This is a genomic window from Luteibacter sp. TLI7-4A, from assembly GCF_056754745.1.
This window is the reverse complement of record NZ_JBPGWO010000001.1, coordinates 2,762,090-2,787,346: the sequence shown is the minus strand read 5'-3', so window position 1 is coordinate 2,787,346 and position 25,257 is coordinate 2,762,090. Positions and strand designations below refer to the sequence as shown.

The 25,257-nt window shown below is 66.3% G+C and carries 22 protein-coding genes and 1 tRNA gene; 7 read left to right on the top strand and 16 right to left on the bottom strand.

Translation table 11 applies throughout. The features are described from left to right. Positions 1-26: 26 nt before the first annotated feature. The 3 genes from ACR9Y6_RS12365 to ACR9Y6_RS12355 are packed head-to-tail and all read left to right on the top strand — an operon-like array spanning position 27 to position 2,082. The gene (locus ACR9Y6_RS12365; RefSeq protein WP_481281550.1) at positions 27-1,217 is read left to right on the top strand and encodes a molybdopterin molybdotransferase MoeA; all 1,191 of its coding nucleotides are present in this window, start codon (positions 27-29) and stop codon (positions 1,215-1,217) included. After that, positions 1,187-1,747 (top strand): molybdenum cofactor guanylyltransferase, encoded by a 561-nt coding sequence (gene mobA, locus ACR9Y6_RS12360; RefSeq protein ID WP_481281549.1) that lies wholly within the window; start codon positions 1,187-1,189, stop codon positions 1,745-1,747. The genes ACR9Y6_RS12365 and mobA overlap by 31 nt, the downstream gene beginning before the upstream one ends. Next, a complete protein-coding gene (locus ACR9Y6_RS12355; protein WP_481281548.1) occupies positions 1,744-2,082 on the top strand; it encodes a hypothetical protein in 339 nt (112 codons plus the stop codon). The genes mobA and ACR9Y6_RS12355 overlap by 4 nt, the downstream gene beginning before the upstream one ends. Positions 2,083-2,085: 3 nt before the next feature. Here the strand turns inward: ACR9Y6_RS12355 and fdhD are convergent, their stop codons facing one another. The 4 genes from fdhD to ACR9Y6_RS12335 all read right to left on the bottom strand — a co-directional run bounded on the left by fdhD (position 2,086) and on the right by ACR9Y6_RS12335 (position 7,414). Then, complete coding sequence (fdhD, locus tag ACR9Y6_RS12350) at positions 2,086-2,955, bottom strand: formate dehydrogenase accessory sulfurtransferase FdhD (RefSeq protein WP_481281547.1); 870 nt, start codon at positions 2,953-2,955, stop codon at positions 2,086-2,088. Further along, positions 2,945-5,281, bottom strand: coding sequence for an FdhF/YdeP family oxidoreductase (locus ACR9Y6_RS12345; RefSeq protein ID WP_481281546.1), 2,337 nt, complete (start codon positions 5,279-5,281; stop codon positions 2,945-2,947). The genes fdhD and ACR9Y6_RS12345 overlap by 11 nt, the downstream gene beginning before the upstream one ends. 70 nt (positions 5,282-5,351) lie before the next feature. Next, on the bottom strand, positions 5,352-6,338 hold the full coding sequence (gene dusB / locus ACR9Y6_RS12340; RefSeq protein ID WP_481281545.1) for a tRNA dihydrouridine synthase DusB: 987 nt from the start codon (positions 6,336-6,338) through the stop codon (positions 5,352-5,354). A gap of 23 nt (positions 6,339-6,361) precedes the next feature. Beyond that, on the bottom strand, positions 6,362-7,414 hold the full coding sequence (locus ACR9Y6_RS12335; RefSeq protein WP_481281544.1) for a permease: 1,053 nt from the start codon (positions 7,412-7,414) through the stop codon (positions 6,362-6,364). 185 nt (positions 7,415-7,599) lie between these two features. On the opposite strand from ACR9Y6_RS12335, the gene selD reads away from it, so the two are divergent. Continuing rightward, positions 7,600-8,640, top strand: coding sequence for a selenide, water dikinase SelD (selD, locus tag ACR9Y6_RS12330; protein ID WP_481281543.1), 1,041 nt, complete (start codon positions 7,600-7,602; stop codon positions 8,638-8,640). A 13-nt stretch (positions 8,641-8,653) separates the two neighbouring features. Here selD and ACR9Y6_RS12325 read toward each other — a convergent pair. From ACR9Y6_RS12325 to ACR9Y6_RS12310, 4 genes are all read right to left on the bottom strand, one after another. After that, positions 8,654-8,749 (bottom strand) — tRNA-Sec (locus ACR9Y6_RS12325). Between the two features lie 11 nt (positions 8,750-8,760). Beyond that, positions 8,761-10,695 (bottom strand): selenocysteine-specific translation elongation factor, encoded by a 1,935-nt coding sequence (gene selB, locus ACR9Y6_RS12320; protein WP_481281542.1) that lies wholly within the window; start codon positions 10,693-10,695, stop codon positions 8,761-8,763. After that, on the bottom strand, positions 10,692-12,098 hold the full coding sequence (gene selA, locus ACR9Y6_RS12315; protein WP_481281541.1) for an L-seryl-tRNA(Sec) selenium transferase: 1,407 nt from the start codon (positions 12,096-12,098) through the stop codon (positions 10,692-10,694). Before selA ends, selB begins: the two co-directional genes overlap by 4 nt. Positions 12,099-12,158: 60 nt before the next feature. Beyond that, positions 12,159-12,707, bottom strand: a complete 549-nt coding sequence (locus tag ACR9Y6_RS12310; RefSeq protein ID WP_481281540.1) for a hypothetical protein — start codon at positions 12,705-12,707, stop codon at positions 12,159-12,161. A gap of 398 nt (positions 12,708-13,105) precedes the next feature. Here ACR9Y6_RS12310 and ACR9Y6_RS12305 point away from each other — a divergent pair, with 398 nt between their 5' ends. Genes ACR9Y6_RS12305 through ACR9Y6_RS12295 form a run of 3 tightly spaced genes read left to right on the top strand, consistent with a single transcriptional unit; the run spans position 13,106 to position 15,970 of the window. After that, the gene (locus ACR9Y6_RS12305; RefSeq protein WP_481281539.1) at positions 13,106-13,756 is read left to right on the top strand and encodes a hypothetical protein; all 651 of its coding nucleotides are present in this window, start codon (positions 13,106-13,108) and stop codon (positions 13,754-13,756) included. Between the two features lie 19 nt (positions 13,757-13,775). Beyond that, entirely contained in the window at positions 13,776-15,449 is a 1,674-nt protein-coding gene (locus ACR9Y6_RS12300; protein WP_481281538.1) for a phospholipase effector Tle1 domain-containing protein, read from the top strand. 17 nt (positions 15,450-15,466) lie between these two features. Further along, complete coding sequence (locus ACR9Y6_RS12295) at positions 15,467-15,970, top strand: hypothetical protein (RefSeq protein ID WP_481281537.1); 504 nt, start codon at positions 15,467-15,469, stop codon at positions 15,968-15,970. A 46-nt stretch (positions 15,971-16,016) separates the two neighbouring features. Here the strand turns inward: ACR9Y6_RS12295 and fdhE are convergent, their stop codons facing one another. The 8 genes from fdhE to ACR9Y6_RS12255 form a co-directional block, all read right to left on the bottom strand. Then, positions 16,017-16,961, bottom strand: coding sequence for a formate dehydrogenase accessory protein FdhE (fdhE, locus tag ACR9Y6_RS12290; RefSeq protein WP_481281536.1), 945 nt, complete (start codon positions 16,959-16,961; stop codon positions 16,017-16,019). Beyond that, a complete protein-coding gene (locus ACR9Y6_RS12285; RefSeq protein WP_481281535.1) occupies positions 16,958-17,617 on the bottom strand; it encodes a formate dehydrogenase subunit gamma in 660 nt (219 codons plus the stop codon). Before ACR9Y6_RS12285 ends, fdhE begins: the two co-directional genes overlap by 4 nt. After that, positions 17,614-18,540, bottom strand: a complete 927-nt coding sequence (gene fdxH, locus ACR9Y6_RS12280) for a formate dehydrogenase subunit beta (RefSeq protein WP_371022663.1) — start codon at positions 18,538-18,540, stop codon at positions 17,614-17,616. Before fdxH ends, ACR9Y6_RS12285 begins: the two co-directional genes overlap by 4 nt. A 10-nt stretch (positions 18,541-18,550) precedes the next feature. Continuing rightward, entirely contained in the window at positions 18,551-21,559 is a 3,009-nt protein-coding gene (gene fdnG / locus ACR9Y6_RS12275) for a formate dehydrogenase-N subunit alpha (protein ID WP_481282727.1), read from the bottom strand. A 226-nt stretch (positions 21,560-21,785) separates the two neighbouring features. Beyond that, the gene (gene folE2 / locus ACR9Y6_RS12270) at positions 21,786-22,703 is read right to left on the bottom strand and encodes a GTP cyclohydrolase FolE2 (RefSeq protein ID WP_481281534.1); all 918 of its coding nucleotides are present in this window, start codon (positions 22,701-22,703) and stop codon (positions 21,786-21,788) included. After that, positions 22,700-23,995, bottom strand: coding sequence for a S8 family serine peptidase (locus ACR9Y6_RS12265; protein WP_481281533.1), 1,296 nt, complete (start codon positions 23,993-23,995; stop codon positions 22,700-22,702). Before ACR9Y6_RS12265 ends, folE2 begins: the two co-directional genes overlap by 4 nt. Continuing rightward, a complete protein-coding gene (locus ACR9Y6_RS12260) occupies positions 23,992-24,645 on the bottom strand; it encodes an anti-sigma factor family protein (protein ID WP_481281532.1) in 654 nt (217 codons plus the stop codon). Before ACR9Y6_RS12260 ends, ACR9Y6_RS12265 begins: the two co-directional genes overlap by 4 nt. Continuing rightward, on the bottom strand, positions 24,642-25,241 hold the full coding sequence (locus tag ACR9Y6_RS12255) for an RNA polymerase sigma factor (protein ID WP_481281531.1): 600 nt from the start codon (positions 25,239-25,241) through the stop codon (positions 24,642-24,644). Before ACR9Y6_RS12255 ends, ACR9Y6_RS12260 begins: the two co-directional genes overlap by 4 nt. Positions 25,242-25,257: the final 16 nt, after the last annotated feature.

Below are 25,257 nucleotides of genomic sequence, written 5' to 3'. Positions count from 1 at the left end.
GCGCGTGGGCGGGTTACGCTTCACCCATGATTTCCTATCCCGAAGCGCTGGCGCTCCTGCTTGCCGAAGTCCGGACGCTCGAGGTGGAGCAGGTCGCCCTCGATGCCGCCCGGCGGCGATTCCTCGCCACCGACCTGGCCAGCCCGCTGGCGCTTCCCTCGTTCGACAACGCGGCGATGGATGGCTATGCCCTTCGTGCCGGAGGCGAGACCATCCCCGCCGGAACCGTTCGCGCCGTGGCAGCGATGCATGCGGCCGGCGACACGATCGACACGTATCCGGAAGCCGAAGCCTGCGAGATCGCCACCGGCGCGCGCATGCCGAAGGGCTTCGACACCGTCGTCCCCGTGGAACGCTGCGAAAGGCGGGGTGGGGAGGTCCGTTTCCTTGCCGACGAGCGCCGCGGGCAGAATGTGCGCCATGCCGGTGCGGACATCGGCGAAGGAGCGCTTGCCCTCGAACGCGGACGGCGCATCGACGCCGCGGCGATCATGTTGCTCGCCGCATTGGGTATCGATCGCGTCGACGTCGTGCGCCAGCCGCGCGTGGCGGTCATCGCGACCGGTAGCGAACTCAACCCCACCGGTCCCTTGCCGCCGGGAGGCATCCACGATTCCAATGGACCGTTTCTTGCCGCCAGCCTCGCTTCCTGGGGCGTCGAGCCGGTGGGGCGTGCGCGGGTGCCCGACATGGGCGATGCGTTCCATGTCGCCGTACGCGACGCACGGGACGCCGGAGCGGACCTTATCGTCACCACGGGCGCCGTGTCCGCGGGGCGCTTCGATTTCGTGCCGTCCGCACTGGCTTCGCTCGGTGCGCGCGAACTCTTTCACAAGGTCGCGATCCGGCCGGGCAAGCCGTTGCTCGCCGCACGTTTCGACGGCGGGCCGCTGGTACTCGCCTTGCCCGGCAATCCCATCGCGGTGGCGGTGGGATATCGCTTCTTCGTCGCGCCCGTGTTGCGCGCCATGGCGGGTCTCGCTGCCGAGCGCCCCACGCGCGTGACGCTGGCGACGCCATTCGCCGGGCGCGAAGGCATGCGGCATTTCGCGTTGGGGCGTGTCGGGAACGATGCGCAAGGAAGGCAGGTCGCGCACCTCGCGGATGCGCAGGCGGCGTATCGCATCCTTCCCTATGCACAGGCGAACACCTGGCTGACCGCCGGCACCGGCGACGATGCCGAGGCGTGGCCGATCGATCCGGCGGACGCCACGTGATCGTCGGACTCGTCCTCGCCGGGGGCCGTTCGTCCCGCATGGGCGAAGACAAGGCGCTCATGCGTCTCGAAGGCCACACCTTGCTCGAACGCGGCCTCTCGGTATTGCGTGCCGCGGGCGCGGAACGGCTGGCGATCAGCGGCGCGCGCGTGGGAGGAATCCCCGATCGCTGGTCAGAGGCCGGTCCCGTCGGTGGCATCGCGAGCGCGGCCGACGAACTCCCGGATGGCGAGTGGCTGGTGATTCCCGTGGACATGCCGCGGTTGCACGAGGACGTGCTCCGGCCATTGCTTGCCGCATCCTCGCCGGCGGCGGCCAGTTGGCAGGGCCACCCGTTGCCGATGCGCCTGAGGATGAACGCGGCCACACGCGAGGCGCTTGCAGGTGTCATGGCGCTCAGCGGACGCGAACGCTCGGTCTTCGCCTTGCAGGAGCGGCTCGGTACGGCGAGACTGCCGCTCGACGGCATCGATACACGGTACCTGTTGAACTGCAACACCCCCCAGGAATGGCGCGAGGTCAACGCATGAGAGTGCAGCTGGAAGACGACACCGTCCGCGTCCGCATCGACGAGGACGAGCTGGGCGAGTTGCTCGACGATATCGCCCTGCTGGGCTCGACGGCGTTCGGCAAGGCATTCACCATGCGCTATTCGATCGACGCCACCGATGGGCCCGCATGCACGCTTTCCGGCAACGCCCACGAGTGGCGCATGGGCGTCCCGCGCGTGGCGCTGCGCGACCTGCTGTCGCGCCTGCCGAGCAAGGACGGCCTGGTCTTCGACATCCCCGGCTACGACACGGTGGCTACCACGGTGCGCTTCGATGTGGACGTGAAGGACAGTTTGCGCCGACGCAAGGGTTGAACCTCAGGCGATGCGTTCCGGCCGGCTGTAGATGTTGAATCGACCCGGGCGGGCGAAGCCGAGCAGGGTCACGCCACAATCCTCGGCCAGGTGCACGGCGAGCGCCGTGGGCGCGGAGATGGCCACCACGAGGGTCATGCCGGCGACGGCGGCCTTGGTCACCATTTCGTAGCTGGCACGGCTGGTGATCACGAGGAAGCCGTCGCGCGGATCGCTGCCGTCGACGAGCATCGCGCCGATCAGTTTGTCGAGCGCGTTGTGCCGGCCGACGTCCTCGCGCACTTTCACGATCGTGCCATCCGGCGTGGCCCAGGCGGCGGCGTGCACGGAGCCGGTGAAGGCGTTGATGGGTTGCATGCCGCGCAGCGATTCGAGGGCGCGCTCGATGGCGTCGGCGCCGACCACCGGACCCGCCGCCACGGGTGCGGGATGGCGTACGACATCCTCGAGTTCGCGGCTGCCACAGATGCCGCAGCCGCTGCGGCCGGGCAGCTGCCGGGCCCTGTGGGAGCCGACTTCGTCGGCGATGGAGCTGGCGTCGACGGTGGGATGCTCGGGCAAGCTGGCCTCGCCGCTGAAGCGGCTCCCACCGGTGCGTACATCCACCGTGATGCCTTCCAACACCTCGCGCACCTCGATATCGACGATCTCCAGCACCGTCTCCACCTTGCCCTCCGTCAACGCGAAACCCCGCGCGAAATCCTCCAGATCGTCCGGCGTCGCCATCATCACCGCGAATGGCGAGCCATCGAAATGCATCGCCACCGGGACCTCTTCCGCGAGCCGGTCGTCATCGTCGACGCGGCGGCCCCGATCGACCCGCGTCACCGGCCGCGTGGCGCATCCGGCGGGTGGGCGGCGCTCAGGCGGCATGTTCCGCTTTCGGTCGGGCCGGGGTGGCGGTACGTACGGTCGAGGCTTCGATTTTCACCGGCACCGACTTGTACGCCGGCGTTCCGGAGCGGCGGTCGTGGCTTTCCAGCGCGATGAGCGCATTGCCTTCGGGGTAGTACATCGCGACCGAGCCCTCGGCGATGTCGTAGGCGACGGCGACGAAACCGCGTACCGCGCGCTCCTTGCCATCGGCGATGTTGGCGCCGGTGGCGAAGATGTCGATGCGATCGCCGTGCTTGAGCCCGCGTGCGGCAAGATCGTTGGCATGCATGAAGACGACATCGCGCCGCCCGGTGACGCCACGGTAACGGTCGTTGAGGCCGTAGATCGTGGTGTTGTACTGGTCGTGCGAACGGACGGTGGTCAGCATGAGGCCATCCGTTGCCAGCGGCGGATCTTCATCGAGGCCGCGCGCGACGAGGAAACGGGCGCGCCTGTCGGACGTGGTCCATTCACGCTCGCTCGCCGCCACCGGCAGGCGGAATCCGCCCGGTACGTTCACGCGCCTGTTGAAGTCGCGGAAGATCGGAAAGACCTTCTCGATGTCGTCGCGGATGAGGTTGTAGTCACCCACGAGCCGGTCCCAGTCCACGCGCGTGGCAGGCAGGGTGGCCTTGGCGATGCCGCCGATGATCCACGGTTCGGAACGCAGGTGTTCCGAAGCCGGGGCCAGCGTGCCGGCGGACGCATGCACCATCGACATCGAGTCTTCCACGGTGACCGACTGCGGGCCGGTGGCCTGCACGTCCAGTTCCGTCCTGCCCAGGCAAGGCAGGATGAACGATTCCTTCGCCAGGATGAGGTGCGATCGGTTGAGCTTCGTGGCGATATGCACGGCGAGGTCCAGCTTCGCCATCGCCTCGAAGGTCTCCGTCGTGTCCGGCATCGCCGCGGCGAGGTTGCCACCGAGGGCGACGAGGGCTTTCGAGCGGCCTTCGCGGATCGCGATGACGGCGGCGACGGCGTCGTGGCCATGCGCCGTGGGTGGTTCGAAGCCGTAGGTGGCGCGGATGCCGTCGTTCAGCGCATCGGTCGGCTTCTCGGTGATGCCCACCGTGCGGTCGCCCTGCACGTTGCTATGGCCACGCAGCGGGCAGATGCCCGCGCCGCGGCGGCCGATGTTACCGCGCAGGAGCAACAGGTTGGCGATCTGCTGCACGTTCTCCGTGCCGTGCACGTGCTGGGTGATGCCCATGCCGTAGCAGACGATGACGTTCTTGGCCTTGGCGTATATGTCCGCCGCGTCTTCGACCTGTGCGCGGGTGAGCCCCGAGGCCCGCTCGATCGCTTCCCAGGAGGTGTTCGCGACATCCTCCACGAGAGCTTCGAAACCGCTCGTGTGGGCCTCGATGAATGCATGGTCGATGATGCGAGGCATGCCAGCCGCGACAGTGCGTTCGTCGGCCGTGAGCACGGCCTTCATCATGCCCTTCAGCACGGCGACATCGCCGCCGATCTTCAGCTTGTAATAGGTGGAAGCGATGCGCGTGGACTTGCCGGTGAGCATTTCCACGGGATGCTGCGGTGACGTGAACCGTTCCAGGCCTCGCTCGGGCAGGGGATTGAGCACCACGATGGGCACGCCGCGCAGCGAGGCTTCGCGCAAGGTCGACAGCATGCGCGGGTGGTTCGTGCCGGGGTTATGGCCGATGCAGAAGATCGCATCGCAGTGTTCGAAATCCTCGAGCACCACCGTGCCCTTGCCGACCCCGATCGACTGCGGCAGGCCTACGCTGGTGGCCTCGTGGCACATGTTCGAACAATCGGGGAAATTGTTCGTACCGAACTCACGGACGAACAGCTGGTACAGGAAAGCGGCTTCGTTGGAGGCGCGGCCCGAGGTATAGAACTCGGCCATGTTCGGGTCCGGCAACGCACGCAGCGCCGCGCCGATGCGCTGGAACGCTTCTTCCCACGCGATCGGACGATAAGTGTCGCTGGCGCGGTCGTACGCCATGGGATGGGTGATCCGCCCCAGGCCTTCAAGCGTGTAGTTGGACAGTTTCCACAGGTCGGCCACCGTATTCCTGGCGAAGAACTCGGGCCGCACGCGCTTGGCCGTGGCCTCCCAGGACACCGCCTTCGCGCCGTTCTCGCAGAACTCGAAGGAGGAAGTCTCCTTGGGGTCGGGCCAGGCGCAACCCGGACAGTCGAAGCCTTGCGGCTGGTTCACCTTGTGCAGGGCGATGGACTCGCGGGCGATGGCCATCTGCCCGCTGAGCGCACGGGCGACGGCGCCGAGCGCGCCCCAACCGCCCGCGGGGCCATCGTAGTCGTCGACTCCGGGGATAGTGTTTTCACTCATGTCCGCATCATTCTACGCCGCACCAAAAGGAGCAATAAAACCAAGGTACGGGGCGAACGGGGAGGTTGGCCTAGGCGGCGAGCGACACGCCGGCTTCCAGGGCGTCGAAGTACTCGCGGGTCAGGCGCAGCTGGGTGATGGCGTCTTCGGCCTGGTTGACGACGTGGCGGAAAGCCGCGTTCTCGGGGCGGTCCTTGGCGTACCAACCCAGGTGCTTGCGCGCGATGCGTACGCCCATCCGCTCGCCGTAGAACGCGTACAGGTGTTCGAGGTGGCCGACGAGGATGTCGCGGACTTCGCCAGGCGTCGGTTCCGGCAGGAACCCGCCGGTATCGAGATGATGCGCGATCTCGCGGAAGATCCACGGGCGTCCTTGCGCGCCACGGCCGACCATCACGGCATCCGCGCCGGTGACACGCAGTACCTCGCGCGCTTTCGCCGGATCGACGATGTCGCCGTTGGCGAGGACGGGGATCGAGACGCTCGTTTTCACGGCGGCGATGGTGGCGTACTCGGCGTCGCCTTCGTACTTGTCCGCGCGCGTGCGGCCGTGCACGGCCAGCGCGGCGATGCCGGCGTCCTCGGCGATGCGGGCGATGTTCAGCGCGTTGCGGTGTTCGCGGTCCCAGCCGGTGCGAATCTTCAGCGTGACCGGCACATCCACCGCCTTCACCACCGCTTGCACGATGCGCGCGACCAGCGGTTCGTCCTGGAGCAGGGCGGAACCCGACCAGACGTTGCAGACCTTCTTCGCCGGGCAACCCATGTTGATGTCGACGATCTGCGCGCCGTTATCCGCGTTGTACTTCGCCGCCTCGGCCAGCATGCCGGGGTCGTAGCCGGCGATCTGCACGCTCACCGGCTCCGGTTCGCCCTCGTGGTCCATCCGGCGCAGCGACTTGGTCGTGTTCCACAGGCGCGGATCGGCCGTGGTCATTTCGGACACGGCCAGGCCGGCCCCCAGGCGCTTGCACAGGAGACGGAAGGGTTTATCGGTGACGCCGGCCATGGGCGCGAGCACCACGGCCGGTGCGATGGTGTAGGGACCGATGCGCATGGCATTGATTTTACACGATTCGCTCAATGCATCCCGAGCATGGCCGCCAGCACCCCGGCGAGGATGCCGAAGCCGACCACCGCCACGGCGACCACCACCAGCAAGCGCACCGGAAGTGACCGGCCCAGCATCGCCAGCGAGGGCAGGCTCACCGGGGGCAGGGTCATCAGCAGGGCCGCGGCCGGGCCGCCGCCCATGCCCAGCGCGAGCATCGCCTGCACGATGGGTACCTCGCCGGCGGTGGGAATCACGAAGAGCATCCCCGCCACGGCGAACGCGGCGATCCAGTACCAGTGCTCGCCGATGTCCGGACCGATATGCGGGAACATCCACGCGCGCGCCGCGCCCAGCAGCAAGACGATCGCGAGGTATTCCGGGATGAGCCGCAGCGTCATCGTGGTGAAAATCCGCACCCAGCGTTTGCCCACCTCCGTCAGGGACCCAGGCTCGGTTTCGGCGATCGGCGCGACGGTGGCCGTGGACGGTTCCAGGCCGGACAGGCGGTTGGCGAGGTAGCCGAGCCCGAAGACCATCGGCACGCCCAGCACCATGCGCAGCGCGGTCCAGTGCCAGCCGAGGACGAAGCCGGTGAAGACCAGGGTCGCCGGGTTCAGCATCGTGTTACCCAGCCAGAACGCGATCGAGGCGCCCGGCGAGGCCTGGTGCTTGCGCAGGCCCACCACCACCGGCGCCGCGCAGCAGGTGCACATCATGCCGGGTACGCCCAGCAAGCCGCCCGCGAGGGTACTGCCGAAACCACGGTCGCCCAAGGTGCGCCGCACCCAGTTCACCGGCAGCAGCGCCTGGACACCGGACCCCAGCAACAGGCCCAGCACCATCGCCTTCCAGATGGCCTTGCCGTAGGCCAGTGCGTAGTCGATCGCCGCGTTCCAGGAAGGTGCCGGCGCGCTGGCCTGGTCGCCCATGAGGATCGAATGACCGATGGAATGCTGATCCGCGGCCACGAATGCGCGCCCGTAGTACGGGTACCACTTCACGTAGAACAGGCCGGCGACAGCCAGGAATAACAATACCGACCAGCGCACGGTGCGCGCTTTCTGCAAAGCGACGGTCATAGACCCCTCCGAACAGGATGTGACATGACGGCCCTACAGGGCACGACGTTGCCGGCCGGGAGCCGCAGGCCCGATGCGCTGCGGAGGGGCAAGACTTTCGCTGGAAGATACTTCAAGCTCCGGTGGCTTCGCTATGCTCTACGTGACTTCGCGGTCGCACCCACGGGACTTTCGCAGGATCCGCCATGACCTCCGTCCGATTGACCGAACTCGCCCACGGTGGCGGCTGCGGCTGCAAGCTCGCGCCATCCGTGCTTCGACAATTGCTGGCCGACAAGCCGTCGGCGATGCCGTTCGCGCAACTGCTGGTCGGCACCGAATCCAGCGACGACGCCGCGGTGTGGCAGGTGGACGAACGCACCTGCGTGATCGCCACCACCGATTTCTTCATGCCGGTGGTCGACGATCCCTACGATTTCGGCCGCATCGCCGCAGCCAATGCGCTTTCCGACGTGTACGCGATGGGTGGCAAGCCGATCATGGCGCTGGCTATCCTCGGCATGCCGTTGGACAAGTTGGACGTCGACACCGTGCGCGCCATCCTCGCGGGCGGCGAATCCATCTGCGCGGAAGCGGGTATCCCTGTCGCGGGCGGCCATTCGATCGACTCGGCCGAGCCGATCTACGGGCTCGCGGCGATCGGCTTGTGCACTCCCGCCAACGTGCGCCGCAACACGGGCGCGCAAGCGGGCGACGTGCTGATCCTGACCAAGGGCATCGGCGTCGGTATCTACTCGGCGGCGTTCAAGAAGCAGGCTTTGCCGGAAGACGCGTACGCGGAAATGCTGGCGTCCACCACGTTGCTCAACCGCGTCGGCCATGAGCTGGCGCAGGACGGCGACGTGCATGCGATCACCGACGTCACCGGCTTCGGCCTGCTGGGGCACGCGCTGGAGCTGGCGCGTGGCAGTGGCTTGCGGGTCCGGATCGACGACGATCGTGTTCCTCTCCTGGACCAGGCCGAGGCACTGGCCCAGGCCGGCTTCATCACCGGTGCGTCGAAGCGGAACTGGAACAGCTACGGCGATGGCGTCGTCCTTCCCTCCGGCCTGCCGGAGTGGCGCCGTGCCTTGCTGACCGACCCGCAGACGTCCGGCGGATTGCTGGTGGCATGCAAGGCGGAGCGGGCCCAGGCGATCCTGGCGAGGATCGAGGCGGCGGGCTATCCCCGCGCGCGTATCGTCGGCACGGCGATGGCGGGCGTGCCGGGTGTGGAGGTGGTCTGAAAAGTCGCCAGGATGGCGGAAGAGCATGGGAGTCGAACCCACCCGAGGCAGTCTGGCTGCCTCACCCGGATTTGAAGTCCGGACGTCCCACCGGGAACGATGCTCTTCCATGGATCGCGATCACGCCGGGACCGGTCCGAACAGGTCGAGGTAACGCGCCTGTATCCGGCGCAGCGTGCCGTGATTTAGCGTAACACCCTGGCGGTCGAAGAACTCGAGGATCTGGATCGCCACCTTTCGCCCGTTGTCCAGCCGGTCGCGAAACTGCGCCGCGGTGAAGCGGCCGTCCGCCGTGTGCGACGCGACGTCGGCGGCGATCAGCAGCATCTCATGCACGGTCGCGCGCAGGAAGAAGTGATCGTGCGCCACTTCGTCCACGAGGCCGACGCGCGCCGCGGACTTCATCAGCTGGCGGACCTCCGCCTCCGGGCGCCCGGTCACCGTGGCGATGTCCCGCACTCGCGGAGGCCGGAAGCGGACGTCGCCGCCGAGCAAGGGTTCGACCGCCCGCCACGCGGCCACGCGTTCCGGACTCAACTGCAGCGTGTGCGAGGCCAGGCGCACGAACGCGCCGTCGCGAACCACGTGGCGGGCGACATCCTCGTGTTGCAGGGCCAATGCGAACGCGGCGGGCGACAGCCGCGGGCGCAAGGCCAGCCGCAGTTTTTCCCGGCCCATGCCCTGTACATCCGGATGGGCCGCATGGAAGGTCTCCAGGCGTTCGACCAGGGTGTTGGCGAAGCCTTGCCAGTGCGCCCGGTCGATCGCCACGCGCTCGTCACCCGTGTCGAGCACGAATGGCGAGAGCGCGGTGACCGTGTCGTCCAGCACGGCCGCCGCCAGGGCGCGATCGCGCGAGAACGCGAGCACGTCCCGCGCGAACGGCGGCGCATCGAGCAGCGCCGCGAGCGCCGTCCGTGGATCGTCGATCGCCAGCGCGGCTCGTTGTGCCTGTCGCTCGGGCGTCCGGCGCTGTCGCGACGGCGCACGGAGGTCGAGGAAACGGCCGCCGCCGATGGTCCGCCGCGCGGATACATCGCGCAGCACGAAGCGGTCGAGCGCCACCGCGGCGATCGGCTGGCTCAACACCAGCTGCACGTCGGCCGTCTGTCCCGGAAGCAACTGCTCGCCTTCCAGTGGCACGACGCGCACGCCGACTTCGGCCGCGCCGTGATGCAACCGCGCCGGGAACCATGCACCGACGGGCTTGGGCTCGCCGGCCAGGATGTGCAGGCTCGCGTCGATGCGATCGGTCGGCGCGTGCAGGAAAGGATCGACGACCATGTCGCCGCGCTGGATCGCGTCCTTGGCGATACCATCGCCAGCGAGGTTCAGGGCGCAGCGGTCGCCTGCGCGGCCTCGCTCCACCTGGCGGTTCTGCGCGTGCAAGGAGCGCACGCGCGCGACCCGTCCCGAGGGGCTGAGCATGACCTGGTCCTTTACCTGCACGGTGCCGGACAACACGGTGCCGGTCACCACCACGCCGATGCCGGGCAGGGTGAACACCCGGTCCACCGCGAGCCGGAAGCGTCCGTCCGCACGGCGTTCACCGAGCGCACGCGCCTCCATGGCGAGCCGGTCGCGCAGCGCATCGACGCCCATGCCCGTCGTCGAGGACACCGGCAGGATGTCCGCCTCTTCGAGCATCGTGCCCGCGGTCGCCTCGCGGATCTGCGCGGTCACCTCCGCCAGCCGTTCCGGCGGCACCAGGTCGGCCTTGGTCAGCGCGACCAGTCCGCGCCCGACGCGCAGCAGGTCGAGGATCGCCAGGTGTTCCATCGTCTGCGGCATGACGCCGTCATCGGCGGCCACCACCAGCAGGGCGATGTCGATGCCGCTCGCGCCCGCGGCCATGGTGTGCACGAAGCGTTCATGGCCCGGCACGTCGACGAAACCGAGGGTGAGGCCATCGTCCAGCGGCAGGTAGGCGAAGCCCAGGTCGATGGTGATGCCGCGTGCCTTTTCTTCCTTCAGGCGATCGCCGTCGACGCCGGTCAGCGCCCTTACCAGGGACGTCTTGCCGTGGTCGATATGGCCGGCCGTGCCGATGATCATGGAGTGCGCGCGAGTTGGGCCAGGGTCGCCAGGAAGGTGGCCTCGTCGGCGTCGGCAAGACAGCGCAGGTCCAGGTGCAGCGCGCCATCGCCGACGCGGCCCACGATGGGGCGAGGCAACGCGCGGAGCGCGGCCGCCAGGTTTTCCAGGGTGCGCTGGCTGCCGAGCGGGCGGATCGACAGCGCGGCACTGGCGAGCGTATCCAGCGGCAACGCGCCGGAACCTATCTGGCTATGGCAATCCCCGACATCGACGACGAAGCCGTCGCCGATCCGTTCCGCCACCGCCGCTCGCAAGCGGTGGGCCTGTGCCTCGATGTCCGCATGGGAGCGGGACAGGAAGCGCAGGGTCGGCAGCCGTTCGGCGAGACGGTCGGGATCGCGATACAGGTTCAGCGTGGCCTCGATGGCGGCAAGCCGGATCTTGTCCACGCGCAAGGCGCGCTTCAGCGGATTGCGGTTGATCCTGGCGATCAGGTCGCGGTCGCCGACGATGAAGCCCGCCTGCGGCCCGCCCAGCAGCTTGTCGCCGGAGAACGTGACCAGCCGCGCGCCCTCGGCCACCGCTTCGCGCACCGTCGGTTCCCTGGCGAGACCATGGCGGGAGAGGTCGACGAGGCTGCCCGAGCCCAGGTCGTTGAGCAGCGGCACGCCGGCGTCGTCGGCGATCGCCGCCAATTCGCGTGCCCCCACCTCGGCGGTGAAGCCCTGGATGCGATAGTTCGAGGTGTGCACCTTCAGTACGAGCCCGCTGCGCTCGTTGAGCGCGTCGCGGTAGTCCCCCGGGTGGGTGCGGTTGGTAGTGCCTACCTCGATCATCTTCGCGCCGGCGCGCGCCATGATGTCGGGCATGCGAAAGGCGCCGCCGATCTCGATCAGCTCGCCGCGCGATACCACCGCCTCGCGCCCGAGGGCGAACGTGTTCAGGCAGAGCAAGACGGCCGCGGCGTTGTTGTTGACCACGGTGGCATCTTCCGCACCGGTCAATTCGCAGAGCAGGGAGCGCAGGTGGTTATCGCGCTCGCCACGTGCGCCGCTGGCGAGGTCATATTCCAGCGCCACCGCGTGGCGCATCGCTTCCACCGCCGCCTCGATCGCGGCTTCGGCGAGTACCGCGCGGCCGAGGTTGGTGTGCAGCACGGTGCCGGTGAGATTGAACAGCGGGCGCAGGCCCGGCATCTTCGCTTCTAGCAGTCCGCGCGCCCGCTGCGCGATGTCAGTCGCGCTGGGGGCCTCCGTGGCAGACAGGCGAAGGGCATTCCGTGCATCGTCGATGACCTGGCGGATGGCCTCGGTGGTGGCGGCGCGTCCATGGCGCTCCAACAACGAGGCCACTTCCGCGGTCGCCAGCACGGTGGCTACCGCAGGCAGGTTGCGCAGCGAAGTTGCGTCAGGCCCGGACATGCCTCGTATGCTGAGGTGCCGCCCGTGCGGGGTCAAGAAAAACCACCCGCCTGCCCGAGGTCATGGCGCCGCCGTCCCCGGTATGTAGATGGTCGTTTCGTTGGATTCGACGTACTTGAGCGTATTTCTCTTGAAGTCTTGGAATTCCTTGTCGGTCACGACATACCGATCGGGTGTGCGATCCAACGACAAGGTGAACTTCACCGAGAAGGCGCCGCCCGCTCCGTAGTCGTATTCGGAGGTGAGATCCACCTCCTTCTCAAGGCTTTCCCCTCTTTGCAGGATGATGAAATAGCTGGAGAGAAGTCGTCCGATGTTGACGGAGCGACCGATGTATCGGGATACCTCGCCCGCGCCATTCTTTACTTCGTATTGGGATTTCGGAAGGCGTCCACCGGACATGACGAAGGGAGTGTCCCATTTCATGATGGCTACCGGTTCGTTCCCTGTGTTGTGCAAAGTAAGTTTCACGATAGCCGAGCGTCGGCTGTCGGAGGCATAAGGGGTCTCTAGTTTCGCTGTCAGGCGTTGCTCGGCCAGGCTAACAGGACTTGTCGTTAGTGCTCCCACGCTCCAGCCGAGCAAAACCAACATGCGTTTCCACTTCATGGCCTATCCCTATCTTGATCGTTCCCCGGAGCGTCGACACGCACCAGTCGCCGTTTGGGCGACCGCCGAAACTACGCCGAGGAATGAGGCGAACACATGGAAGGATTCTGAGAAAGTCGACGTCTTCCGTTCTCCGTGACCGGTGTCACATCCGTAGAGTGGTTTAACCATGGGCCCGCCCGGGTATGACGTCGAATGGACCGCTCCCGTGCTCGCCGTAAGCCTGGGCATCCGGACGGCGGTTGATTCGGGAGGAAAAAACGAAGTGAGAATGTTCTCACTAAATATGAATAGATTCATATACTTATTTGCCAATGCATGGAGTGGTCGATAGACTCTGCGCATCGCGAATGCATGTCGGCGACACGAATGGTTCGGCGGGCAGGTGAAGGACGCACATGGGTGACATGCAAGGAGCGGCGATGAAATGGACTCGACTGAGCGCATGGTTAAGCCTGGGCCTTGCGGCCTGTGCCCAGCCCACGGCCGCACCGTCGTTGCAAAAGGAGATTGCCGTGACGGAGACGGAGCGGGACGAAGCGGCGATTCGCGCGGAGATGAACTACCGGCCCGTGAAGTGGCCGTTGAAGTTCAAGCGGCACAATTTCGGTATTTGTTGTTACGACACGCAGTACTGCGCGATTTGGTATGGCGGCATGGAGCATTCCATCGAGAAACAGATGCCTTCATCGGCTTCCTATGGAACGGACTACATGAGGGGCATGCTGGGTACGGTGTCGTTCGACAATTTCCCTTCGCCGGCCGAAGTCACGTGGCGTGCAAAGGACGGAACGGAGCATCATGCTGAAATCGACATCGGTGCGATCTTCCGGGACCAATTGTCGTTGCACAACGTTCCACGCGAGGAAATCAGCGACGTGCCGGATGGCAGGCTACGCACGAACCCCTCCATCCTTTTGGAAGTCAACGATCGCACCATCCGAATCTACATGGGCGCCCGTATCCCGACCAAGCGCCTGCAGACTCCGGGTAATCCGTATAGCGACTTCCGCTACGACCTGATCCGGGTCAAGACCTATAACTACTGAACACAGGAAGTGTCGGCCCATGGGGCAACTTTTTTCCAGCGGTGCATCTCGCCCCGCTACCTCTCAGGATATGGAACTGTATGAACGGATGCGCCAGCAGCTAGCGCGTCAGCCGGTTCCCATGATGCAACGTCGCCAGGACCCGCATGGGTACCTGTTCATCGCGCTGTTCGATGGGACCGGACAGGATGCCGATGACCCTAAACAGTTGCCGACCAATGTTGGGGAACTCAAAAGGCAGCTAGATGAGTATAAAAGTGAGCCTGTCCTACGAATCGGCGGGAACTATGTTCCCGGCATAGGAACCCAGAAGAATCCGGTGGCACGACTGGCCGACGGCGCCTTGGCTTATACCTGGGATGACCGTATCGAGGAGATGTATCGCGCGCTGGCGGAACAGGCGTCTCAGTGGCAATACCGGGATTCGCAGGCGAAAATTCGTCTGATCGGAGTTGGCTATAGCCGAGGCGCCGTCCTGGTCCCTGGGCTCGCCCGCCTGGTGGACCGGTACGGAATCGCAGATCCTGAACATATGCGTTTCGGCCGCGACGCCGACGGCAACCTCACGGTAAAAGCACCCCGTACCCTGGTTCCCCCCGGCCAAGTCGCCCAAGCCGTCGGCCTGTTCGACCCCGTGGCGACCAACATGCCGCGCAACTACGACGCGCGCCTGCCGAAATCGGTACTGTCGGGTTTCTCGCAGATCGCCCGCGATGAACGACGCGAACTGTTTCCACACCAGACCATCCTCGATCCGGACTGGTCCGACGATGGGCGCTTCCTCAGCGTGCCGGTGCCGGGTGGGCATTCCAACGTCGGCGGTGGCAATCGTGAGGCTGGCCTCGAGTCCATGGCCTTCAACGGCATGGCCGACTATCTCAATGCCCTGACCGATCGACCGCTGTTCGAACATCGCCCGGTGCCCGACGACCCGTCCCAATACACGATCTTCCAGGCCAGAGGGGCGACGGCCGCTTTCGGCCTGCGCATGGACGATGACGGCCAGCGCGATTTTCGGGATGAACTGGCGAACTGCAAGATCGTCGACCCCTGCCACGATGCCGATCCCATCGATGTGTCGCTGGCCCGGCAGTTCCCATGGCACGAGGTGACACCGGCAGTCGCCGAGCCGACACCGGCCTTGCCGGGACGGAAATCGCCTTCGGACCTCATTCTCGACGACTATCTCGCCGCCCTCAGCGCGGGCGACGAGCAAGGCATGAGCGCGGCAGCTTCCGCAATGGCTAAATCCGACTTTGGCCGGCAACGCGTCGACGAAGCCGAACAATGGGAACTGGAGAAGCTCCAGCGAATTCCAGGCCGCGACAATCCGTTGTTCGAACAGGCGTTACGCCATCTGGAACGACTTGGGCCGGACGAGGCGGGGTACTGGAACCGAACCGAAATGGAACAAATGGCAGGCAGCATCTCCCACGAGGCGCAGCATCGGCGCATGCCCGCCATCGATGAACTGTATCCCGTCCGTGGTGGGGAAGGGCTCGCCGCCATATGGAAGCATCCGAGCAACACCGTCCTCGACAGCTTCGTCATCGTGGACAAGTTGCAGGCGATGGCACAGCCGTTGGAGCAGAGCCTGCAAGGCCTTGCCGAGGATGCGCAACGACAGGAACAGATGAATCAGGTCCAGGCGTTGCAACGCGATCAACAGCAAAGCATCGGCATGTCGCGCTGATTTCAGGGAGAGGAACATTGAACTACGAACATACGACGGACGCGCTCAAGGCCATGCTGGTGGTATCGGGTCGTCTGGAGGAGTGGAGCAGCAAGCTGCACAAGCAATCGGAAGACACGCAGGCTGCGATCCGGGCCACCCGGGAACGGGAGGAGGCGCGCTTCATGCAAGACATCCTGAACATGCACGAAGGGCAGCAACGGCGTATCGAGGCGGCACTGCGGCCAAGGATCGCCCGGGCGTGGCAGATGGTTGCGGCGTTGGCCGGCCTGGGCATCCTGCTTTTCACCGGCTTCCTGCTCCTGTTGAACCGGGCCAACACCCGATTGAAAGCCGCCGAGATGCGAGCCGGCGCCGCCGAGGTTCGCGCGGATGTGCAGGAAGCGCTGCGCCACGTGGACATCGTCTCCTGCGGCGGTCGGCCCTGCGTTCGCATCGACAGGCGGACATCGACATGGAAGAGCGGAAATGCCGAGTACGTCGTCGTCGACGGAGGAAGCGTAGCCGGTAAAAAGCGATGAACGCCGGGCGCATCGAATCGGCAGCCCGACCCGGCATCGGTCGGAATTATTGATTCCCGTCCTCGCCGGCCAACAACAACGGGTTCGGCGCATGCCGCGCGAAGCCGGCCTCGGCGATCAACAGGTCCAGCCCCAGCGACGCGAGGTCGTCCGCGAACGGGTCGGACCGCATGTCGTGCACCTGGAAGAACAGCTTGGAATACGTGTGGCAGTCGGCGCAGGTCTCGGCCTTGACCAGGCCGGGATCGCCCTCGATGGACTGGAGCGAAAGGTGGCGCGTGCCGCCGCAGGTGATGCATACCGCGCGCACGTGGTTCCATGCGGTGGAGCACATCGAGCAGTACAGGTAGCGCGAGCCTGGCGTGGTGCCGCTCGCCGTGATCACGCCAGCCACCGGCGGTGAACCACAGCACGGGCAGAGGCCGCGTTCTTCGAGAAGGCGAAGTTCGTCGACGTTCAAGCGCGCGGCGGAACAGGTGAAATACACCTGCAAGGCCGCCGCGACGAAGACGGCGGTGCCCGCGTCGGCGGTGGGCAAGCGGCCGCGCAGGAAGTTGTCGGCCAGCCGGTCCAGGGTGGTGTCGTCGCCGCGTCGCAACGCTTCCATGGCATCGAGTGCGGGGGGTGGCAGACCCGTGACGTCGATACGATCGAGCAGCAGCATCAATCCGCCGCGCCATGAATCGTCACGACGATGGCCATCCGCCGCCAGCGGTGGCAATCGCGCCTCCGTCGCCTGCGCCACGGTATCGGCCCCGAGCGTGGTGGCGGGGCCGAGCGTCGTCGCGACGGCATGCTGCGCATGTGCCAGTCCCGCCATGAAACGCAGCCATGCTTCCATCGGATGACCGGATGCCAGTTCGTCCAGCCGCTTCGCGGTCGCCGCGAAGCGTCGCGACGGATCGGCGAGCACGATCGGATCGGGAGCCTTCACGCCGGCGTGGGAGGGACCGCTCCATTTGGCGTTCGGTGGTGCCTCGGCTTGCTTCACGTATCTTTCCTGGGCGTGGTCTTGCCGCGCTGGCCCGAGGCCAGGTCCCAGAACCACTTGCGATGGTGATGCCAGGCCCAACCCGGGGTCACGTAGCCCTGGGTCATGCTGCGCACGGAGTTGCGGATCCAGATGGCCGCATAGACATGGGCCACCCAGACGAGGATGGCCGCGATGGCCGCCAAGCTATGGATGAGCACGGCCACGCGTTGCACCTCGATCGAGGTGGCCTCGCCGAAATAGACTTCCCAGATCAGCAGCCCGGTAAGGAACAGCACCGGGATCAGCAGCGTCATCGCCCAGAACACGGCCTTCTGGCCACTATTGTTGCGGCCGATGGGTGGTACGTGTTCATCGTCGTTGGTGGCGACCTGGACGATCGCCTTCGACCAGGCGATATCGTCCTTGTTCGGCAGGTTGGTCCGCCAGAACTGGACGATCATGCCGATCCAGCTGACGACGAGCAGGACGCCGAACCAGGGATGCGCCGCCCGTGCCCATTGCCCGCCGCCGAACAGGCCCGACAGGAAGAACAGTATCGGATGGAACATCGACAGCCCCGACAGGACGAGGAGGATGAAGAGCCCGGCGTTGATCCAGTGGTTGATCCGGTTGGCCGTGGTGTAGCGGGTGATCGCATACTTCGGGCGGGTCATGACTTCTCCTCCGGGTCCGGTTCGCGTTCTCCACGCAGGGCACGCGCGGCCTCTTCCTCGTCCTCTTCCGTGACTTCGTTCGGGCCCACGGTGATCCAGTGGAAGAAACCGGCGATGGCGGCGAAGGCGATGCCCGCGACGGCCAACGGCTTGATGATGCCCTTCCACGCCTCGACCACGGGGCTGATGCGTGGCTTGTCGGGCAGGCCGGAATAAAGCGACGGCTTGTCCGCATGGTGCAGCACGTACATCACGTGCGTGCCGCCGACCTCCTTGGGATCGTACAGGCCGGCATTCTCGAAGCCACGCGATTTCAGGTCCTCGATGCGTTCACCGGCCCAGTGGGTCATGTCGCTCTTGGAACCGAACATGATGGCGCCGGTGGGGCAGGCCTTGACGCAGGCGGGCTCGAGTCCGACCGACACGCGGTCGGAACACAGCGTGCACTTGTACGACTTGTGATCCTTCTTGCTGATCCGGGGAACGTCGAACGGGCAGCCTTTCACGCAGTAGCCGCAGCCGATGCACTTGTCGCTGATGAAGTCGACGATGCCGTTGGCGTACTGCACGATCGCGCCGGGCGCCGGGCATGCCTTCAGGCACCCCGGGTCCTCGCAATGCATGCAGCCGTCCTTGCGGATCAGCCATTCGAGGTTGCCCTGTTCGTTCTCGTACTCGGCGAACTTCATCAGGGTCCATACGCTCGGCCCCAGGTCCATGGGGTTCTCGTAGGAGCCTTCGAAGTGGCCGATCTCCGGACGCAGGTCGTTCCACTCCATGCAGGCCGACTGGCAGGCCTTGCAGCCGATGCAGCGGCTGACGTCGATGAGCTTGGCGACCTGGTCCTCGTGGCTGCGCGCCACGGGGGGCGTCATCGTCGAGGCCGAGCGCCGGACATAGTCTTGGGATTGCAGGTCTGACATGTCGTTGGCCTCAGGCTGCGACCGGTGCGCTGGTCTTTTCGACGTTCACCAGGAACGCCTTGAACTCCGGCGTCTGCGTATTGGCGTCGCCGACGGAGGGCGTCAGGGTGTTCGCCCCATAGCCCTTCCGGGCCTGGCCGGTGAAGCCCCAGTGCAGCGGCACGCCGATCACGTGGGCCGGCTTGCCATCCACCATGAGCGGCTTGATCCGCTTGGTCACATAGGCCTTGCACACCACTTCGCCACGCTTGGACGACACCTTCACCCAGCCGCCTTGCTCGATGCCCTTCTCCTTCGCCAGGACCTCGCCGATCTCGACGAATTCCTCCGGCTGGAGGATCGCGTTGATCAGCGCATGCTTGGTCCAGAAATGGAAATGCTCGGTGAGGCGGTACGTGGTCGCCACGTACGGGAAGTCCTTGGCGTTTCCGAAGGCGGAGCGGTCGTCGGCGAAGACGCGGGCCACCGGGTTGGCATTGACCTTCGGATGCAGCGCGTTCTCCACCGGCGATTCCATCGGTTCGTAATGCTCGGGGAACGGGCCTTCCGCCATCAGGTTGCGGGCGAACAGGCGGCCCATGCCTTCGGCGTTCATGATGAAGGGACCGACACCGTCGGAGGGCTTCACGGTCGGGCCGTAGTCGGGCACGTCGATGCCGACCCAGCGCGTGCCGTTCCATTCGATCACCGGCTTCTTCGGGTTCCAGGCCTTGCCTTCGAGGTTCGCGCTGGCGCGGTTGTAGAGGATGCGGCGGTTGGCCGGCCACGCCCACGCCCAGTTCGGCGCGATGCCTTGCTCGCGTGGATCGGTCGCGTCGCGGCGGGCCATCTGGTTGCCCTTCTCGGTGAACGAACCGGTGAAGATCCAGCAGCCCGCCGCGGTGGTGCCGTCGTCGCGCAGCTGGGCGAAGGCGTCCAGCAACGTGCCCGCCTTGGTCGTCACGCCCGTGGCCGGGTCGGTGATGTCGACCAGCGCACGGCCGTTCATGTCCTTGGCCAGTTCCTCCGGGTCCGGCGCGACCGGATCGGTGTACTTCCAGGTGACGTTGAGGATCGGATCGGGGAAGGCGCCGCCTTCCTTCCGGTACAGCTCGCGCAGGCGATGGAAGATGCCGCTCATGATCCAGATATCGGACATGGCTTCGCCCGGTGCCTCGGCCGCCTTCCAGTGCCACTGCAGCCAGCGCGCCGAATTGACCAGCGAGCCGTTTTCCTCGGCGAAGCAGGTGGTCGGCAACTGGAATACCTCGGTCTGGATCTCCGCGGGCTTGGCCGGGTTCTGCGGACCGAAGTCCTGCCAGAAACGCGACGTCTCCGTGTCCAGCGGGTCCATGGTGACGAGGAACTTCAGCTTGCTGAGGCCGCGGCGGATCTTGCCGCGATCGGGGAAGGCCTGCAGCGGATTGAAGCCCTGGCAGATATAGCCGTTCATCTGCCCGGCGTTCATCATCTCGAAGGCCTTGATGATGTCGTACAGGGGCACGTCGAGCTTGGGCAGCCAGTCGTAGGCCCAGTTGTTTTCCTGCGTGGCGGCGTCGCCATACAAGGACTTCTGCAGGCTGACCACGAACTTGCGGTAGTTCTGCCAGTAGCTGGTCTGGCCGGGACGCAAGGGTTTGAACAGCTTCGTCGACATGTACTCGTCGAAACTGGTTTCCTTGTCGTTGGGCAGGGTCAGGTAGCCGGGCATCTGGTTGGACAGCAGGCCGACGTCGGTCAATCCCTGGATGTTGGAATGCCCGCGCAGCGCGTTCATGCCGCCGCCGGCCACGCCGATGTTGCCCAGCAACAGCTGGATCATCGCCATCGCGCGGATGTTCTGCGCGCCGACCGTGTGCTGCGTCCAGCCCAGTGCGAACAAGCTGGTCATGGCCTTGTCCGGCGCGGCGGTGCTCGCGAACAACTCGCAGATGTGCAGGAACTTGTCCTGCGGCGTACCCGTGATGCGCGAGACCATCTCCGGCGTGTAGCGGGCCACGTGCCGCTTGAGCAGGTTGATCACGCAACGCGGGTCCTGCCAGCTGTCGTCCGTCCTGGCGAAACCCTGCTCGTCCAGCTCGTAGTCCCAGCTCGACTTGTCGTAGCTATGGGTTTCGCTGTTGTAGCCGCTGAACAGGCCATCCTGGAAGTCGAAGCCTTCCTTCACGATCAGGCCGGCGTTGGTGTACGCGCGCACGTACTCGTGCTGGATGGCATCTTTTTCCAGCAGGTAGCGCATCACGCCACTCAGGAACGCGATGTCCGTGCCCGGCCGGATGGGGGCGTAGTAATCGGCCACGGAGGCCGTGCGGGTGAAGCGCGGATCGACCACGACGAGCTTGGCGCCGTTCTCGATCTTCGCCTCGATCACCCACTTGAATCCGCAGGGATGCGCTTCGGCGGCATTGCCACCCATCACCAGGACGACGTTGGCGTTCCTGATGTCCTGCCAAGTGTTGGTCATCGCACCGCGACCGAATGATGGGGCCAGACTGGCCACCGTCGGTCCGTGTCAGACGCGCGCCTGGTTGTCGAACACCACCATGCCGAGGGAACGGGCGACCTTCCAGGTGAGGAAGGCGGTTTCGCTGGACGAAGCCGACGCCGCCAGCATGCCGGTGCTGGTCCAGCGGTTGACCGTGGTGCCGGCCGCGTTCGTGGCGATGAAGTGCTTGTCGCGGTCTTCCTTCATCAACCGGGCGATGCGGTCCAGGGCGAAGTCCCAGGAGACGTCCTTGAACTCGGTGCCTCCCGGTTCGCGATAGCGCGGCGTCTTCAGGCGGGTGGGCGCATGCACGATATCGAGCAGGGCCGAGCCCTTCGGGCACAGGGTGCCGCGGTTCACCGGATGGTCCGGATCGCCTTCGATATGGATGATGTTCGAGAGGGCGTTCTTCGCCCGGTCGCCCATGCTGTAGATGAGGATTCCGCAGGCGACCGAGCAATACGTACAGGTATTGCGTGTTTCAGTCGCGTGGGTGAGCTTAAAGGGACGGACGGCGGCGGCTTGCGCCACGCCCGATCCCCCGAAGCCGAGCATGCCCATGCTGGACGCTGCCAGGCCCAGGCCCGTGAACTTGATGAACTCGCGGCGGGTGAGTGCCATCGCTTGAGCTCCCTAGGAACTTGGCTAGACATACCGCCTTGTCCAGGCGGGGACGCGGCCCCGGGATCGTCATGGAATGACGGGACCGGCCGCTCATTCAGGAAGGTACATGAAGTTTCCCGTCGGGTCGATGACGTTTTTGCACGTTTCCACCCTCGCGTTAGGTACTCGTGAAAGCCACGGCGTCATGCGCATGCAAGCTCTCCTGGTGTTCCAGCCGGACCTGGAAGCCGGCCAGGCCCGCGTCGCCGTCGAGCACCCGCTGTATCCGTCGCGCCGCATCCTCGCAGAACATGAGGTTGCCGCCGTTGGCCAGTGCGAAAGCCTGCTCGTCCTCGCGCTTGACCGCGGTCTGCACGGGCGTGCCGAGCGCCCCTTCGACCGCGTCGAGCAGGCCGATGAGGTTCGGCGTGACGCCCGCGGCGTAGCGCACTTGCAGGCGTGCCACGCTGCGCTGCGCATGGGGGGTGGCGACGATGCCCTGCTCGCTGCCCAGCCATGCCAGCACGGCGGTGCGATCCAGCGGAGCATCGGCCGCGAAGTCGGTGGCGAACCGCTCCTGGATCAGTTGCCGCGCCAGGGCGGCGGACGCGGGGCAGGTGGACGAATAGGTCACTTCCGTCGCCAGGCCGAGATGGAATCCCCGCGCGTCCCGCGTGGCCTCGATCGTCACGGGATACGCGCGCCAGCCACTGTTGTCGCTGCGTAACGCACGCCGGCGCACGAGGTGCTGGAAGCGGATGTCCACGCGGGCGCGGTCCGCCAGCCCCGCATGGGAATCGAGGAAGGCCTGCAGCATGGTGTCGAGCGTCCCCGCGTCGAGCGTTCGCGAGCCGAGGTGCTCGTCCACCATGAGGTAGAGCCGCGACATGTGGATGCCGCGCGCGTCCGGCCGCATCAGGTTGACGAAGGCGCCGATCTTCGCCGCCGCGACCTGCGGCATGCCGTCACCGGCGTCGAACCTGACGGGGGCGTCGATCCCGTCCATGCCCACCCATTCGAGTGGAGCGCCGAAACGCGGAGCGGTCTGCGTGGCGACATCGGGCATCGCGCCCGTCGTGTCCGAAAGGATTTTCATGGGGTTTCGCTCGTTCGCAACGCGGCGACCGCCGAGGCGGCATTCACCTCGAGCATGCCGTTGGTGACGGTGCTCGTGCGCAGGAGGATGTCCCGGGCGGTACGCGCGTCGAGCCGCGGCGCGAGGGACAGCAGCAGCGCGACGATCCCGCTGACGTGTGCCGTGGCCATCGACGAGCCCGAGGTGAAGTCGTATCCACCGCCCGGCTGGGTGGTGAGGATATCGTTGCCCGGGGCGCTGACGACGCCGGGCGGCGGGGGCGTGGTGGCGCTGGATCGCACCACGATCACGCCGGGCGCGTTGTCGGGGAAGCCTCCCGTGGTGCCGTCCGGCGGTAGCGCCGCGATCACGATGCGACCCTGGCCCACCAGCTGCGCCAGCAACTTGCCGAGCAGGGGATCGGCGGGGCCGCCCAGGCTGAGGTTGACGATGCGTGCGTCGGTATCGTTGACGGCGGCGAGCGCCTTGGCCAGCGTGAAGGAGTTGCAGCGCGCCGCGTGCTGGCCGGGCGGATACCAGCAGGCCTTGTAGATGCTGAGCCGCGATTTCGGCGCGATGCCCACCATGCCCTGGCGGTTGTCGCCCACCGCGGCGATCACGCCCGCCACCTCGGTGCCATGGCGGTCGTGGTTGAACGCGGAAGTGTCGTTATCGACGGCATCGCCGCTGTCGTGGATGTGGCCTTGCAGGTCGGGATGCGACATGTCGACGCCGGTATCGACGATCGCCACGTGCACGCCCTGGCCCTGTGTCGTGGTATGCGCCACGGCGGCATGCGTTTCCACGAAGCCGCGCTGCAGGTCGGTGTAGGGATCGTTGTATTTCTTCCCCTCCGGCGGGGCGTCCGAATAGACGGAATAGTCCTGCAACGCCTGCGCCAGCTGCACGCGGCCGTCATGGGCCAGCTGCGCGACCAGGGCATCGCGGTCGGCCCCCGCCGGTGGTTTCAGTACCACGCAGTACGCACCCAGCGCCTTGATCGGCCAGCCGGCGACCTCGCGCATGCCGTAGGCGCGCTTGATGTCGGACAGCACCGAAACGGCGCGCTGCCCGGCGCCGTAGCTCGCCGAGGGCGCGTAGCCGAGCAGGTTGGAACCGGCGTGCGTCGAGGCCGGCTCCAACGGATTGGCCACGACCAGCACGATGTCGCGTTCGCTATCCATCGAAGCGACGCCACCGGCCGATGCCGATGCGGCATTCGCGCCGGATGCCTGCGGCCGGTCCGGTCGCACGGGTGCGCAGGCGGCGAGGGTGGATAACAGCAACGCCAGGACGAGGGAGGCTTGCTTCATGGGGTATCGGTGACGGGTTCCGCGAAACGGATGCCCGGATCGGCGCGCAGGCCTTGCAGGGTCTGCGGCGTCGGCGTGTCGCCCTCGGTGGATACCAGCGTGTACGCACCCACGTCGTTCGGGCCGCCGACCACGCGCAAGTGGTACCGATGCAGCAGCGCGTTCCATTCGGCCACCTTCAGTGTCGCCACGGGTACCACGTGGAGGGAACCCGGCGCGGCGGGCGCGGCTTCCTGGCTCAGCGTGCGGTACACCGGCGCGGCGGCATGGCTGGCGCCGTTGCCGCCGAGCTTGATCCCCAGCACGCCGATCCCGACGGCCTGGACCAGTACCGCGGCGACCAGCGCGCGGGTCAACCAGTGGGACGATGCCGCGCGGCGCGACGGAGCGGCCTGCTGCGGGTCCGCCTCGTCGATGCGCGCCAGCAGGCGGGCGAGTCCCGCTTCGGCGTCGATATCCAGTTCGGGCGACAGCGCCAACGCGGCGCGCAGCCGTTCCTGTTGCGCGAATTCCTCGCGGCAGGCCTGGCACTCGGCCAGGTGCATGTTCAGCCAGGCGCCCTGCACGGGCGACGCGTCGCCCTGGAGTACCCAGGGCATCGCTTCCCAGGCGCGCGGGCAATCCCTGCCGATATCCTTCTGGAAAGTCATGGCACGATCTCCCTGTTGATGGTTCGCTCGCCGGCAAGCCCCGGGAGCACGTTGCGCAGTTTTACGCGGGCATGGAAAAGCCGTGCCTTCACGGTGCCCACCGGGCATTGCATGATCGCCGCCACGTCGTCGAGCGTGTGGCCGATGCCATAGACCAACTCGACCACGACGCGCTGGTCGGCGGAGAGGCGGTCCAGGCCCTTGCCCAGCCAGTCGCGCATCTCGCGATCCTCGCCGGGATCGTGCGAGGGCGTGCGGTCTTCCGGCACGCTGTCCTCGTCGACCGGCTCGCTGCCGTGCTGGCGCAGCGCCTTCAGGCCGCAGCGATAGGCGATGCCCATGATCCAGGTGGACACGCGGGAATCGCCTTGGAACGTGGCCGCCTTCTGCCAGGCGATCCAGAAACAGTCGTTGATCGCTTCCTCGACGACGTCCGTGCGCCGGGTCAGGCGGGAAAGGAAGCGGACGAGCCGCCCGTGGTATCCGCGGTACATGACCGCCAGCGCGGCGCGATCGCCGGCCGACATGCGCTGTAGCAGCATGCGGTCGGCGGCGTCGGCGTCGAGTTCGGCTTCGCTCATGGGCTCGGAAGGCATTCGGATAGGACTCATG

What these genes read in the sequence shown, in the direction of transcription:
- ACR9Y6_RS12365 (WP_481281550.1), top strand. Translation starts at nt 27, where the DNA reads ATGATTTCCTATCCCGAAGCGCTGGCGCTCCTGCTTGCCGAAGTCCGG.
- ACR9Y6_RS12355 (WP_481281548.1), top strand. Translation starts at nt 1,744, where the DNA reads ATGAGAGTGCAGCTGGAAGACGACACCGTCCGCGTCCGCATCGACGAG.
- fdhD (WP_481281547.1), bottom strand. Translation starts at nt 2,955, where the DNA reads ATGCCGCCTGAGCGCCGCCCACCCGCCGGATGCGCCACGCGGCCGGTG.
- ACR9Y6_RS12345 (WP_481281546.1), bottom strand. Translation starts at nt 5,281, where the DNA reads ATGAGTGAAAACACTATCCCCGGAGTCGACGACTACGATGGCCCCGCG.
- dusB (WP_481281545.1), bottom strand. Translation starts at nt 6,338, where the DNA reads ATGCGCATCGGTCCCTACACCATCGCACCGGCCGTGGTGCTCGCGCCC.
- ACR9Y6_RS12335 (WP_481281544.1), bottom strand. Translation starts at nt 7,414, where the DNA reads ATGACCGTCGCTTTGCAGAAAGCGCGCACCGTGCGCTGGTCGGTATTG.
- selD (WP_481281543.1), top strand. Translation starts at nt 7,600, where the DNA reads ATGACCTCCGTCCGATTGACCGAACTCGCCCACGGTGGCGGCTGCGGC.
- selB (WP_481281542.1), bottom strand. Translation starts at nt 10,695, where the DNA reads ATGATCATCGGCACGGCCGGCCATATCGACCACGGCAAGACGTCCCTG.
- selA (WP_481281541.1), bottom strand. Translation starts at nt 12,098, where the DNA reads ATGTCCGGGCCTGACGCAACTTCGCTGCGCAACCTGCCTGCGGTAGCC.
- ACR9Y6_RS12310 (WP_481281540.1), bottom strand. Translation starts at nt 12,707, where the DNA reads ATGAAGTGGAAACGCATGTTGGTTTTGCTCGGCTGGAGCGTGGGAGCA.
- ACR9Y6_RS12305 (WP_481281539.1), top strand. Translation starts at nt 13,106, where the DNA reads ATGGGTGACATGCAAGGAGCGGCGATGAAATGGACTCGACTGAGCGCA.
- ACR9Y6_RS12300 (WP_481281538.1), top strand. Translation starts at nt 13,776, where the DNA reads ATGGGGCAACTTTTTTCCAGCGGTGCATCTCGCCCCGCTACCTCTCAG.
- ACR9Y6_RS12285 (WP_481281535.1), bottom strand. Translation starts at nt 17,617, where the DNA reads ATGACCCGCCCGAAGTATGCGATCACCCGCTACACCACGGCCAACCGG.
- fdxH (WP_371022663.1), bottom strand. Translation starts at nt 18,540, where the DNA reads ATGTCAGACCTGCAATCCCAAGACTATGTCCGGCGCTCGGCCTCGACG.
- folE2 (WP_481281534.1), bottom strand. Translation starts at nt 22,703, where the DNA reads ATGAAAATCCTTTCGGACACGACGGGCGCGATGCCCGATGTCGCCACG.
- ACR9Y6_RS12265 (WP_481281533.1), bottom strand. Translation starts at nt 23,995, where the DNA reads ATGAAGCAAGCCTCCCTCGTCCTGGCGTTGCTGTTATCCACCCTCGCC.
- ACR9Y6_RS12260 (WP_481281532.1), bottom strand. Translation starts at nt 24,645, where the DNA reads ATGACTTTCCAGAAGGATATCGGCAGGGATTGCCCGCGCGCCTGGGAA.
- ACR9Y6_RS12255 (WP_481281531.1), bottom strand. Translation starts at nt 25,241, where the DNA reads ATGCCTTCCGAGCCCATGAGCGAAGCCGAACTCGACGCCGACGCCGCC.